Consider the following 13,276-nt stretch of genomic DNA (forward strand, 5'->3'; position numbering starts at 1 on the left):
GGGGGGTCCTGGTCTTCGCGAGGTGGGGTGAGCCGGGCGGGCGGCCGGGGCGGAGCGCTCGTGGCGGGTCAGGGGTCCGTGGGCCTGCGGTCCCCCGCGAGCCGTTCGCTGCCGGCGGCGGTACGGAACCAGTCGATCGTGCGGCGCAGGCCTTCCTCGGCGGCCACCTCGGGTTCCCAGCCGAGCTTGTCGCGGGCCAGCGTGATGTCCGGGCAGCGCACCGCCGGGTCGTCCGTCGGGCGTTCGACGAAGCGGATCTCCGACCCGGATCCGGTCAGCTCGATGACCAGACGGGCGAGATCGAGCATGGTGATCTCGGTCGGATTGCCGATGTTGACCGGGCCGCGCATGCCGTGCCCGGCGGCCGCGAGGACGCCCCGGACGGTGTCGTCGACGTAGCACAGCGACCGGGTCTGGCGTCCGTCGCCGGTGACCGTGAGGGGCTCACCGTCCAGTGCCTGGCGGACGAAGGTCGGCACGGCGCGGCCGTCGTGGCCGCGCATCCGGGGGCCGTAGGTGTTGAACAGCCGCACGATGCAGGTGTCGGTGCCCTCGGCCTCGGCGTGCGCGGTGGTGAGCGCCTCACCGAACCGTTTGGCCTCGTCGTACACGCTCCGGGGCCCGACCGGGTTCACATGGCCCCAGTAGCGCTCGTCCTGGGGGTTCTGCTGCGGGTCGCCGTAGACCTCGGACGTCGACGCGAGCACGAAACGGGCGCCACTGCGGTGCGCCAGCTCCAGGGCGTTGCGGGTGCCGAGGCTGCCGGTCTCCATGGTGTGCAGGGGCAGCCGAAGATAGTCCGCGGGGGACGCGGGGGACGCGAAGTGCAGCAGGAGATCGGGCGGCCGGTCGATCGGAAGCCGCTCGGCGACATCGGCGTGCACCAGCGTGAATCCGGGCCGGTCCAGTAAGGGCGCCACGTTCTCGGGCCTGCCGGTGGAGAAGTCGTCCACGCAGGTGACCGCCGTGCCCGAGTCCAGCAGGGCGGCGCACAGGTGCGAGCCGACGAAGCCCGCGCCGCCGGTGACGACGGCATGCTCCCAGTCGCGGGAAGAAGCGGTGCTCATTCAGGTCTCCTCTGCACGGGGCCACTGCATCCACGGCCTGTCGTACGCCCGTCGCCGATCCGGGGACCTTCCGGTCCCGCCCCGCCGCCGGCGCCCGGTCGCACACGCCGCAGAGGTCGTCGGGTACCCACATCAGCCTCATCCGCCCCGGCGTCGGCGGCTCGGTGGTGTACGGCAATCGAGTGAGCGACGGAGAGTGAGCACCCGAGGCCCGGGCGCCCCGGGCCGTCCGAGCAGTGGACATGCGACGCCGGTTTCCCCGCCGGCTGCCGCTCAATCGCGGCGCCGCCCGCGTCGTCGCCTCATTTCACTGCGATGGTGCCGACCGCGGTCCCATGGAAGGATGAGCGCAGGAGTGGGCCGCCGGGCGAAGATCCCGCGGTGGCGCAGCCCGCTGCCGGCGCCGACGGCCTCCCGCCTGCTTCCCTGTCCGCTGCCGCCGGAAAGCACCGTAGCGAGGGGGTTTCTCCCGAGTCGTGGCGGCAACTCGGGCCCGAGCCCGCGGCAGCGACCCACCAGACTCCGACCGCTTCCCCGCCGCGCCCGCAGAGCTGTCCCGGACCGACGCCCTGCTCTTCAGCTCCACGGAACAGGAGTTCCGGATGACCACCACCACACAGCGTCCGCGGCCCGGGGGACCGGCCCCGCACATCGGCCTGCTCGGCTCGTACGGCGGCTTCAACCTGGGCGACGAGGCCATCCTGACCTGCGTCATGAGCTGCCTGCGCGGCCACCGCCCGCACGCCCGGCTCGTCGTCTTCAGCCGGAACGCCGAGCACACCCGCGCCCACCAGCCGACCGCCGACCAGGTGGTGGACTGGGAAGGCGTCCCGCAGAAACAGGTCCTCGACGTCCTGTCCGGCCTGGACGTGCTGGTGCTCGGCGGCGGCGGCATCCTCTACGACGGCGAGGCCCGCCGTTACCTGCGGCTGGTGCGGGCGGCCCAGACCCGCGGTGTGCGCACCTTCGCCTACGCCGTCGGCGCGGGCCCGCTGCGCGAGGCGGACGACCGGGAGGCGGTGCGCGCCGTGCTGCCGGTGATGGACGAGGTCGTGGTGCGGGACGAGGAATCACGGCTCGTACTGGAGGAGGCCGGACTCGAACGCGATCTCACTGTCACCGCCGACCCGGCGCTGCTGCTGCCGCCCGAGCCCTTCACCGAGCAGATGATGCGGCAGGAGGGCATCCCCGCAGCGACCCGGCTGGTGGGGATGTCGGTGCGCGAACCGGGCCGGGCGGCGGAGAAACTCGACGAGAGCGACTACCACGCGCTCCTCGCCGACGTCGCCGACTTCCTCGTACGGCGGCTGGACGCCCATGTGGTCTTCGTCCCGATGGAACGGCAGGACGTGCACCACGCCCACGGCGTCCTGTCCCGGATGACCGCACCGGACCGGGGGCGGATCCTGCACAGCATCTACAGTCCCGGCCAGGTCCTCGGCTTCATGAGCCACCTCGACCTCGTGGTCGGCATGCGACTGCACTTCGTGATCTTCGCCGCGCTCGCCGGACTGCCCGTGCTGCCGTTGCCCTACTCCGGCAAGGTCTTCGACTTCGCCCGGCGTATGGGTGCACCGGCCCTGGTCGGGGTGGCGCGCGAGCAGGCCGGGCTGCTGCTGGCCGAAGTCGATCGGCTCTGGGACGAGTTCCCGCAGCGGCGCGCCGATCTCGACGCCCGGATTCAGCAGCTGCGGGCCCTGGCCCGGGAGACCTGCGTCCGATGCGGCGCGGTGCTCGACGCCCTGGACCACGAGACCGGTGACCGGGCCGGTCCCGAACAGCCCGGGCTGCATCTGCTCCGGCCGGGCACCGGAACCGCGACCTGAGGGACCGCAGCCCGGGCGAGACCGCCCCGCCGCCCTCGGAGAAACCACCCGACGGGAAATAGCGATGCCGATCCTGGAACGACCGCCACAGCCCCGGACCATCACCCTGCCTCCGCGTTCCGCCCACCACGCGGGCCGGACGGAGGTCCTCGTCGTCGGCGGCGGCCCGGCCGGAACCGCGGCGGCACACGCGGCGGCCGACGCAGGGGCCGACGTCGTGCTCGTGGAGCGCTACGGCTTCCTCGGCGGCAACGCCACCGTGGCACTCGTCATGCCCCTGATGTCGTTCCACAACGAGCAGAAACAGGCCGTGTTCGCCGGGCCCGGCGGGGAGGGGGACCGGCTGCTGCCCACCGATCACGGCGAGGGCGAGGCGGTGGTCGCCGGCTTTCTGTGGCGGCTGCTGGAACGGCTGGACGAGCGCGGCGGCTGCACCCCGCCTTCCCTCGACACCGGCTACACCGTGCCCTTCGACCCGGAGATCTTCAAACTCGTCCTCCTCGATCTGCTCGACGAGGCGGGCGTACGCATGCTCTTCCACTCCTTCGCCTCCGCCGCGCTGCCGCTCGACGACGGCGAGGGCTGGCGGGTGGTCTTCGAGACCAAGTCCGGTCCGGTGGTGATCGACGCCGATGTCGTCGTCGACGGCACGGGCGACGGCGACGTGGCCGCGGCCTGCGGAGCACCGAGCGAGGTCGGCCGCCCGGAGGACGGGCTGGTGCAGCCCATGACGCTCATGTTCCGGGTCGTCGACTTCCTGCGGCCGCGGTTCGCCGAGTACGTCCACGAGCATCCCGACCAGTGGCGGGGCGTGCACGGCCTGTGGGACCTCGTCGAGGAGGCCACGAAGTCCGGCGAACTGCGCCTGCCCCGCGAGGACATCCTGTTCTTCGGCACACCGCACCCCCGTGAGGTCAGTGTCAACAGCACCCGCGTCACGCGAGCGCTCGGCATCGACGTGTGGGACCTCAGCCGCGCCGAGTACGTCGCCCGCCGCCAACTGGAGCAGATCGAACGCTTCCTGCGCCTGCACGTGCCGGGCTTCGAGCAGTCGTACGTCGTGCAGAGCGGCACCCAGGTCGGCGTACGGGAGACGCGCCGCATCCTCGGCGACTACCACCTGACCGGCCACGACATCCTGGCCGCGCGTTCCTTCCCCGATGCCGTCGCACACGGCGCCTATCCCGTCGACATCCACAACCCGAGGGGAAGCGGCACCGTCCTCAAGCGCGTCCCCCGCGGGCGGTTCTACGACATCCCGCTGCGCTGTCTGCTGCCCCGCGAAACGGACCGACTGCTCGTCGCCGGGCGCTGCATCTCCGGCTCGCACGTGGCACATTCCTCCTACCGTGTGATGCCCATCGCCATGGCGACCGGCCAGGCGGCAGGCGTCTGCGCCGCGTTGGCCACCCGCCTCGGCCGCAGCCCGCGCGACGTGCCGTACCACCTCGTCCAGCAGGAACTCCTGCGCCAGGGAGCCCGACTGGACATCGAGGCCGACGCACCCGCACCACAGCCCCGCTGACGCCGCACTACGAACGGCGTACTGGCAGCCACTCAACGGCGTGGTGAGCCGCGGTTCATGACTCGTTGTCGTGCCACCGGCCGTTGACGGGAGCGGTGTCGAAGCGCGTGGCCGCCGACGCGTTGCCCCTGAAGTCGTTGCCGACCACGCGTCCTCTCTTCCAACTGCCTGCGTGTGTGATCCAGAGGGCGTGGGTCTGAGTCCTGGGCCGCTGGTCGTCCCAGATCCGGTTGCTGTGCAAGTGCGGCCCGCAGGCGGTGGCGGCGGTGGTGGTTCCGGCCCGCGGCGCCGGGGAACCGGGCAGCCGGTACGGGGAACCCGGCGCCGGCGTGCCGTCGATCCAGGCCGTCCTTGCCCCCGGCCGCACAGGCGCCAGGCGGAGTTCCGTTTCCGTGTTGAACGTGACCACGGCGTGCTGGGTGCCCACCGTCAGCTGTTTGCCGCGATGCCCGTCCGGCGGCCAGTCGGCGTTCTCGTCGATCATGGACAGACGACTGAAGCGCACCCCGTCACCGCCACCCGATGCCGCCGGCGCGGCGCGGCGGCCGTTGTCGCGGATCCGGTTGCCGAGGACGGCCGGATCCCGCAGGTCGGCGTCGATGCGGACACCGTCGAGTGCGTTGTCCCGGATGTCGTTGGACTCCAGCACGATGTCCGCTGCCGATTCCTGGTCGCCGCCCGCGAGATTGTGCTCCCAGAACCCGTACCGCCCGTTGTTGCTGATCCGGTTGCCGCGGAAGGCGTAGGGGCCGGGAGTGTTGCCGATCCCGAGGCCGTCGCGCACATTGCCGTCGATCACGCAGCCGGTGACGATGCCGCCGCGCCCGCCGACGCCCGATGTGCCCTGGGAGGACACGTCGAACCCCGCCTCGTGATTGGCGAGCATCGTCGACGAGGTGACCAGCAGACCCTCCCCAGTCGGAGATGCCGAACCGGTTGTCCTCGGCGTGACAGGCGGTGATGCGGATGCCGCGAGGTGGCGGCCAGTGCTCCTGCTGCAACTCCACGAAGATGCCGTTGGTGCCGTTGCCGACCGCCGTGCAGGCGGTGATCGTCAGGCGCTCGACCATGCCCCAGCCGCCCACGCCGATCCCTATCCCCGCGCCGCCCATCTTCTCGCCGGGGTCCTGCCGTCCGCACCGCTCCGCCAGAACCCCTCCACGAGCGTGTCCTGCAGGAGGTCACAGCCGAAACCGGTCGCCGCGGTGTCGTGCACGAACAGATCGCTGAACCGGCCCCGCAGCACGTACTGCAGACCGATCCCCTTCGCCAGGGCGTCGTACTCCTGGGTCCCCACGCCCGAACCGTCCACCTCGAAATGCGCGAAGGTGATGTCCGCCAGATGGTTGTCCCGGCCGGCCCCGTGCTGCGCGGCGGTGAACGCCGGCTGATCGGTGGTTCCGTCACCGACCAGACCGTGCTCCCGGGCGTCGACCGTCAACGGCATCGACAGGGACCTGGACATTTGAACCCTCCCCCGGCTGAAGCAGGGGGATTCCTGGCTCACGTCGCCTGCGGCCCAGCGGACCGGCAGGTCTTACACGATCAACACCAGCCGGGTTGGAACCAGCCCGGTTTGGTACTACAAGCAAAGGAGTTGCTGTGCTGGCTTGGTTCTCGCTCAGCACGTCGGAGATCGTACCAGCCGTCTCGTGGGCGGTCTTTCGCCCTGGGGGCGGTGAACGGCCGTGCCCAATCCCTCAAGTCCCGAGCGAGCTCGGCGTCCCGTTCAGGCGGAGTTGACGAGCCTTGTGTAGCGCGCCCAGTCCCAGTGCGGTCCGGGGTCGGTGTGGTCGGTGCCCGGTATCTCGTAGTGCCCGATGATGTGCTCCCGGTCCCTCGGGATGCCGTACCTCGTGCAGATCGCGGCGGTGAGTGCGGCCGACTGCTCGTAGAGGGCGTCGGTGAAGTAACCGGGTTGGTCGACCCAGCCCTCGTGCTCGATGCCGATACTGCGGGTGTTGTAGTGCCAGTTCCCCGCGTGCCAGGCGATGTCGGACTCGCGGACGCACTGCGCCACGTGCCCGTCGCCGGATCTGACGACGTAGTGCGCCGAGACCTGCTTCCGACGGTTCTGAAAGACGGCCAGGGTGTTGGAGTAGCTCGTCTGCGTGACGTGGATGACCACGAGATCGACGGGACGGGCGGTCCCCCGGTTCGACGCCGTGTAGTTGGCGGCGGTGGCCGGCTGCCAGTCGGCGTGCGGGTGGTCGGGGGCCGGCATCACGGCACCCACGCTGGGTTCGGGGAGCAGCGCGTACGGGACGGCGGCGAGGGCGGCGGCGCCCTTCAGGATGCGACGCCTGGTGGGGATCGGTCGGGCCTGTTCCATGGACGATTCGCCTTTGCATTGAGGAAAGTTGGGAAATGCTGCGAGCCACGGTGGCCGCTCAACGCCGCAACGCCGCCGCCGTCTCACGCAGCCGCGCGTGCGCCCGGCGGAGCAGCCCTCCGTGTACAGATCGAGAACCGTGCCCGGCGCGATGCGCGCCACGGGCAGCGTGCCGCCGAACGTCCAGGCGTATTCGCCCGGTTCGGGCCGGACGGTCGGCATGCGGGGATCGCTCTCGACCGCACCCCTGCGTGTCCCGCGACGCGACCGGATGGGCACCAGCACCCTTCGGCAGCTCCACCGGCATCATGCGTCCCCCTCGACAATCCCAGCCCCGCACACCCGCCGTGGTCACCACACGGCGGTTGCGCCTCGCGTGAATCACGGTACGACGCCTGCCGGTTGGACGGGAGGACGTCCCGCTCGTCGGTGGACGGCCGCGGAATTGTGGACAACTCACTCACCCGAGCGGGTGGGGACGCCGTTCTTTCGCCCGTCGGGCCTTCCGCTGTCGGCCCGTCAGGAACGTTCCGCCACCGCCACCGGATCGTCCAGCACAGCGCGCACCACCGAGTGCGCCGCACCCAGCAACGGCCCTTCCGGCCCGAGCCGGGACACGGACACGGGGCAGGCCGGCCCCGCCGTGCGCCCGGCCAGTTCGGACCGCAGCGACGGCAGCAGCCACGGCGCGAGACCGGCCAGCGCCCCGCCCAGCACGACACTCTCGGGGTCCAGCAGATTCACCGCCCCGGTCAGCGCGACACCGAGCGCCTCTCCCGCATCCCGCAACGCCCGCCGTACGTCCTCGTCGCCCTCCGTCGCGCGCGCCGCGAGCAGTCCCACCCGGTCCTCGCCCGGTTCCAGGCCGGCCGCGCGCAGCACCGCCTCCTCGCCGGCGTACTGCTCCAGACAGCCGCGCCCGCCGCACGCGCAGCCCGGCCCGTCGGGCCGGACCGGCACGTGACCCAACTCACCCGCGAATCCCCGCGTTCCGCGCAGCAGCCGCCCGTCCACGACCACGCCCGCGCCGATGCCGATCTCGGCGGACACATGCAGAAAGTCCCGCGGAGTGCCCTCGCCCAGCCACAGCTCGGCCAGAGCTCCGAAGTTGGCCTCGTTGTCCACGGTCAGCGGCAGCTCGGCGGGCAGCAGGGAGCCGAGGTCCGTGTCGTGCCAGCCGAGGTTCGGGGCGCGTACGACGGTGCGCCCGTCGCCCGCCACCAGACCGGGCACGGCCACGGCGAGCCCGGCCGGCCACAGCCCCTCGCGTTCCGCCTCGGCTACGACATGACGTACCAGCCGGGTCAGCTCCTCGACGACCGGCGCGGGGGAGCGGCCACGGTTGGAGCCGTGCCGCACGATCCTCGCCCGCACCTGTCCGCGCAGGTCGACCGCACAGACCGCGAGGTGGTCGACGCCGACCTCGGCGCCGATCCCGGCGGGACCGCGCCCGCTGACGGCGAGGGCGGACCCGGGCCGGCCCCGGCCGACCCGGACGGGCCGTTCCGGGCCCAGTTCCTCCAGCAGCCCGGAGCGGATCAACTCCTCGACGAGGGTCGAGACCGCCGCGCGGGTCAGTCCGATGCGCGAGGCGACCGCGGCACGGGAGAGCGGCCCCTCGGCGCTGACCGTGTGCATCACCCGGGCCAGGTTGCGGCGCCGCATGCCCTGCTGGGTGTCGGGCAGCGCCCGTCCGGGACCGGCAGGGCGGGCCTCGTGCAGCGGTGCGGTCATGCCTCCGTCCGTCCTCAGTCGATCTGCGTGCTCCGCTCCAGCAGCGGGGCCGCGTCGGAGAGTACCCCGGAGATCCTGGCCAGCGTCTCCTCGTCCCGTTCGACCGCTTCGAGCACCGGTCCGCGGGTGGTGTTCCAGCGTCGGGCGACCGCGGCCGGATCCTCGCCGGTGAGCAGGCCGGCCGCCTGGGCCGCGGCGCCGAGCGCCACCAGCTCCCTGGCCTCGGGGACCTGGACCGGGCGCCCGGAGAGCCGTCGTACGGTCTGCTGCCAGGCCGTGCCCCGGGCGCCGCCGCCGATCAGCAGCAGTGGTGCCGAGCGGTCGGCGTCCTCGTCGAGGACCAGGTCGAGCGCGCCGAGCAGTGAGTGGACGGCGCCGTCGTACGCGGCCTGGAGCAGCTGGCCTGCGGTGGTGTCGTGGCGCAGGCCGTACAGCAGCCCCGAGGCGTTCGGCAGGTCGGGGGTGCGCTCGCCGTCCAGGTAGGGCAGCAGGGTGACGCTCGTGCCGGGCTCGACGGCCTCGCGGTCCAGGCCCAGCAGGGTCGCGACGCGGTCGACGGCGAGTGTGCAGTTCAGAGTGCAGGCCAGCGGCAGCCAGTCGCCGCGCGCATCGGCGAAGCCCGCCACGGTGCCGGTCGGATCGGCCGGGCGCCGCTGCGACACCGCGTACACCGTGCCCGACGTGCCGAGGCTCAGCACCGGCATGCCGGGACGCAGCCCGAGGCCGAGCGCGGCGGCAGCGTTGTCGCCGGTTCCGGGGGCGACCAGGGTGCCCTTGGAGAACGGCAGATCGTGGCTGTCGCGCACGGTGCCCGCCACTTCGCCGGGCCGGACCACGCGCGGCAGCAGCGCCGGATCGAGGCCGACGTGCGCGAGGATCTCCTCGTCGTACGACTCGCTGCCGGACGCCCACCAGCCCGTGCCGGAGGCGTCGCCGCGGTCGGTCGTGCCCTGCCCCGTGAGGCGTTCGGTGAGGTAGTCGTGGGGCAGGCGTACGGCCCTGGTCGCGCGGATCGCCTCCGGCTCGTGCTCCGCGAGCCAGGCCCACTTCGTGACCGTGAAGGACGCCGCGGGCACGCTGCCCGTGCGGTCCGCCCAGAACTTCGCGCCGCCCAGCTCCTCGGTCAGCCGGCGCGCCTGCGGCGCGGAGCGTACGTCGTTCCACAGCAGCGCGGGACGGACGGGCTCGCCCCGGTCGTCCAGCGTGACGAGGCCGTGCTGCTGTCCTCCGATCGACACGGCGGCGGCCTCGTGCGCGGCGTCGCCGCACTGGCGCAGCGCCTCGCACAGGGCGTCCCACCACTGCCGCGGATCGCTCTCGCGCCCGGCTCCCGAGGACACGGTGTGCGGTGCCTGGCCGCTCGCCACGACCTCGCCGGTCGCCGCGTCGACGACCAGCGCCTTGGTGGACTGGGTGGACGTGTCCACGCCGACGACGAGCGGACCCTCGGCTGCTGACATCGGGCTCTCCCTTTCCTGCGGCTCACGCGCCCCGGCGGCTGCTGTGAGGCACGTCTCTCTGGGTCATGTCCCGGCTTCGGAGACACCTTGTCTCTTCCCAGAGGTGCTTCTGCATACTAATTTGTAAACCGCCATGACGAAATAGTCGTGTGCAACAGTCGCAAGCGAGCAAGGGAGCCGCGGCATGAACTACCAGCCCACCCCCGAGGACAGGTTCACCTTCGGCCTGTGGACCGTCGGCTGGCAGGGAAGGGACCCGTTCGGCGACGCCACCCGGCGGGCCCTCGACCCGGTCGAGACGGTGCAGCGCCTGGCCGAGCTCGGCGCGCACGGAGTGACCTTCCACGATGACGACCTGATCCCGTTCGGGTCCTCCGACACCGAGCGCGAGTCGCACATCAAGCGCTTCCGCCAGGCCCTGGACGCGACCGGCATGACCGTGCCGATGGCCACCACGAACCTCTTCACGCACCCCGTCTTCAAGGACGGTGCGTTCACCGCCAACGACCGCGACGTGCGCCGCTACGCGCTGCGCAAGACCATCCGCAACATCGACCTCGCGGTCGAACTCGGCGCGAAGACGTACGTCGCCTGGGGCGGCCGGGAGGGCGCCGAGTCCGGCGGCGCCAAGGACGTGCGCGTCGCACTCGACCGCATGAAGGAGGCGTTCGACCTCCTCGGCGAGTACGTGACCTCCCAGGGCTACGACCTGCGTTTCGCGATCGAGCCGAAGCCGAACGAGCCGCGCGGCGACATCCTGCTGCCCACGGTCGGCCACGCCCTGGCGTTCATCGAGCGCCTGGAGCGGCCGGAGCTGTACGGCGTCAACCCCGAGGTCGGGCACGAGCAGATGGCCGGACTGAACTTCCCGCACGGCATCGCGCAGGCCCTGTGGGCGGGCAAGCTCTTCCACATCGACCTCAACGGCCAGTCCGGCATCAAGTACGACCAGGACCTGCGCTTCGGCGCCGGTGACCTGCGCGCCGCCTTCTGGCTGGTCGACCTCCTGGAGAGCGCCGGTTACGACGGCCCCCGCCACTTCGACTTCAAGCCGCCGCGGACCGAGGACCTCGACGGCGTGTGGGCGTCGGCCGCCGGCTGCATGCGCAACTACCTCATCCTGAAGGAGCGCTCGGCCGCCTTCCGGGCCGACCCGGAGGTCCAGGAGGCCCTGCGCGCCTCCCGCCTCGACGAGCTGGCCCAGCCCACCGCGGCGGACGGTCTGCAGGCACTGCTCGCCGACCGCACGGCCTTCGAGGAGTTCGACGTGGAGATGGCCGCCGCGCGCGGGATGGCCTTCGAGCGGCTCGACCAGCTGGCCATGGACCATCTGCTGGGCGCGCGCGGCTGAGGCTGCGCCCGTCGTGGCCTCCACGCGGAATGCCGCGGAATCGTGCGATCCATGGCATGAGTCCGCGTCAATATCCGCGTGGGGGTCGCGGCACGGCCGGGCGTGCCGCGACCCTGGCGGTATGGCCCTGCCGCCCGTACCGCCTCAACCGCCCGGCCCTCCGGGTGACGCGCCGCCTCCGGGCGGCGGCTTCGGACCGCCGCCGGAACCTCCGGCACGACGGCGGAACCCCGTCCTGATCGTGCTCGCCGCGCTCGTGGGCGTCGGCGCCGTCGCCGCCGTCGTCCTCCTGGCCTCCGGCAACGACGACTCCCCGGACGGCAAGCAGCCCGCAGAGAGCAGCACGAGTCAGTCGCCCCGTCCGTCCCTCGGCATCCCGACCGAGCTGCCCAGCAGACTGCCCAGCCAGTTGCCGTCCCTGCCGTCGCAGTTCCCGACCGAGCTGCCGAGTGGGGTACCGAGCGACCTCGAATCGCTGATCCCCTCCATCCCGGGCGACCTACTGCCCTAGGAGGACTGCATCACAGCCCGCGCGGCAGCCGTACGTAGACCACCGACGTCTCGATCCCGCTGTCGACCAGGCGGCCCTGGGCGTCGAACGCCTCCGCGCCGTCCGTCATCCCGAAGTCGTTGTCGTTGATCAGGGCGAGCGTGTCGCGGTCCACGCGCGCGACGCCCTCGATCTTGCCGGGGACGCCGGCGACCGTGCCCAGGTCGACGACCAGCCGCTTGGCGAGCACCGGAACACCTGCGGACGCCGGGTCGTCGAGCTGCTCCAGGGACGGCGACGTGGCGTCGTCGTCCCACGCGCCGCCCAGGATGTTCGCGCCGCGGTCCAGGCGCACGAGCTGCAGCCGGGCGGCCTTGTCGGTGCGCTCCTCGACCAGCAGACGGTCACCGCCCACGGCAACCACCGAGGAGATCTTGAGCTCGGAGGTGTCGTCCTCGCCGGGATCGACGACGTTCACCGCGTCGAAGCGGTACGCGTACTCGGCGGTGACGGCCTTCTTCTTCGGGGAGAAGCGCAACAGCCGGGTCGTGCGCGACGCCTCTCCGGCATCCTTGTCCGGCAGGGACAGCGGGCTCTGCACCGCCATCACCAGGTCGCCGCCCGGCAGCAGCGCGAGCCCCTCGAAGCCACGGTTGATCTTCCGGTGCAGCAGCACGGACGGCAGCGCCTCCACGACCGGGTAGTCCGCGCCGGTGAGGTTCAGCCCCTCCGGCACATAGCGCGTGAGCACCTTCCCGCGCGCGGAGACATGGACCAGAGAGGGCCCGTACTCGTCGACGAGCCAGAAGCTGCCGTCCTCGGCCCGTACGATGCCCTCGATGTCCAGCCCGTTCGGGTCGTACGACAGCGGGGTCCTCGCGTCGTAGGAGTACGGCGCCTCGTCACGCCCCTCCTGGTTGGACAGGCCGGTCACGGGCTTCCCGGAGGACGTGGTGATCGGGATCGCGTCCAGCACCCGCACCGAGTCACCGCAGACCCGGATCCGCACGATCGCCGGGTCGAAGCCCGGCACCGGGAACGTCCGCCGATTCTTGCCGTCCACCTTGATCTGGCCGTTGGGCCCGCGGTCGGTGACCGTCCAGAACTCGCCCTTGCGGCCCGCCGGGTAGATGTCGCTGCCGATGCCGCCGAGGTCCACACCCCGGTCGTCGGCCACCGTGCCGGGCAGCAGCGCGTTGCTGAACGCGCCGAGCGACATGTCGCCCAGTGTCGCCGTGCGGATCACGCGCGCGTCCTGCGACGGGGCGCCCGTGGCCGGAGCTGCCGCCAGCAGAGCGGCGACCACGGCGAGGGGGACACCCGCCGCGACGGAACGGTGGACGCGGCGCCGGCCGGTGGCGTGCGGGGACATCGGGCCTCCTGATGGACCAAGTTCGGTGACAGCGGCCAGACTTGGACCCCACGGGGAACGTCGTGCGACGCTCCGGTGAACGCCGGACATCGGCCGCCGGTCCGGCCGACGTCCGGTTC

The 13,276-nt window shown here is 72.0% G+C and carries 11 protein-coding genes; 4 read left to right on the forward strand and 7 right to left on the reverse strand.

Annotated elements, in window-relative coordinates; translation table 11 throughout:
• Positions 1–68: 68 nt before the first annotated feature.
• Entirely contained in the window at positions 69–1,067 is a 999-nt protein-coding gene (locus ACFVJQ_RS08425) for an NAD-dependent epimerase/dehydratase family protein (protein ID WP_385781907.1), read from the reverse strand.
• Between the two features lie 602 nt (positions 1,068–1,669).
• Here ACFVJQ_RS08425 and ACFVJQ_RS08430 point away from each other — a divergent pair.
• Positions 1,670–2,893, forward strand: coding sequence for a polysaccharide pyruvyl transferase family protein (locus tag ACFVJQ_RS08430; RefSeq protein ID WP_385508953.1), 1,224 nt, complete (start codon positions 1,670–1,672; stop codon positions 2,891–2,893).
• Between the two features lie 64 nt (positions 2,894–2,957).
• Entirely contained in the window at positions 2,958–4,418 is a 1,461-nt protein-coding gene (locus ACFVJQ_RS08435) for an FAD-dependent oxidoreductase (RefSeq protein ID WP_385508952.1), read from the forward strand.
• A gap of 55 nt (positions 4,419–4,473) precedes the next feature.
• Here ACFVJQ_RS08435 and ACFVJQ_RS08440 read toward each other — a convergent pair whose 3' ends face one another.
• The 5 genes from ACFVJQ_RS08440 to xylB all read right to left on the reverse strand — a co-directional run bounded on the left by ACFVJQ_RS08440 (position 4,474) and on the right by xylB (position 9,944).
• On the reverse strand, positions 4,474–5,304 hold the full coding sequence (locus tag ACFVJQ_RS08440; RefSeq protein WP_385781911.1) for a right-handed parallel beta-helix repeat-containing protein: 831 nt from the start codon (positions 5,302–5,304) through the stop codon (positions 4,474–4,476).
• Between the two features lie 207 nt (positions 5,305–5,511).
• On the reverse strand, positions 5,512–5,883 hold the full coding sequence (locus ACFVJQ_RS08445) for a hypothetical protein (RefSeq protein ID WP_385781914.1): 372 nt from the start codon (positions 5,881–5,883) through the stop codon (positions 5,512–5,514).
• Positions 5,884–6,147: 264 nt separating this feature from the next.
• Positions 6,148–6,750: an N-acetylmuramoyl-L-alanine amidase gene (locus tag ACFVJQ_RS08450; RefSeq protein WP_385508948.1), complete on the reverse strand. Its 603-nt coding sequence runs from the start codon at positions 6,748–6,750 to the stop codon at positions 6,148–6,150.
• 519 nt (positions 6,751–7,269) lie between these two features.
• On the reverse strand, positions 7,270–8,484 hold the full coding sequence (locus ACFVJQ_RS08455) for an ROK family protein (RefSeq protein ID WP_385781918.1): 1,215 nt from the start codon (positions 8,482–8,484) through the stop codon (positions 7,270–7,272).
• 14 nt (positions 8,485–8,498) lie between these two features.
• A complete protein-coding gene (xylB, locus tag ACFVJQ_RS08460) occupies positions 8,499–9,944 on the reverse strand; it encodes a xylulokinase (protein ID WP_385508946.1) in 1,446 nt (481 codons plus the stop codon).
• 184 nt (positions 9,945–10,128) lie between these two features.
• On the opposite strand from xylB, the gene xylA reads away from it, so the two are divergent.
• Positions 10,129–11,295, forward strand: coding sequence for a xylose isomerase (xylA, locus tag ACFVJQ_RS08465; protein WP_385781921.1), 1,167 nt, complete (start codon positions 10,129–10,131; stop codon positions 11,293–11,295).
• A 121-nt stretch (positions 11,296–11,416) separates the two neighbouring features.
• Complete coding sequence (locus ACFVJQ_RS08470) at positions 11,417–11,806, forward strand: hypothetical protein (protein ID WP_385508945.1); 390 nt, start codon at positions 11,417–11,419, stop codon at positions 11,804–11,806.
• A 10-nt stretch (positions 11,807–11,816) separates the two neighbouring features.
• Here the strand turns inward: ACFVJQ_RS08470 and ACFVJQ_RS08475 are convergent, their stop codons facing one another.
• Complete coding sequence (locus ACFVJQ_RS08475; RefSeq protein ID WP_385781925.1) at positions 11,817–13,157, reverse strand: esterase-like activity of phytase family protein; 1,341 nt, start codon at positions 13,155–13,157, stop codon at positions 11,817–11,819.
• Positions 13,158–13,276 lie beyond the last annotated feature (119 nt).

The organism is Streptomyces sp. NPDC127197, from assembly GCF_042672405.1.
In the GTDB taxonomy this organism is placed as follows: Bacteria; Actinomycetota; Actinomycetes; order Streptomycetales; family Streptomycetaceae; genus Streptomyces; species Streptomyces flavusporus.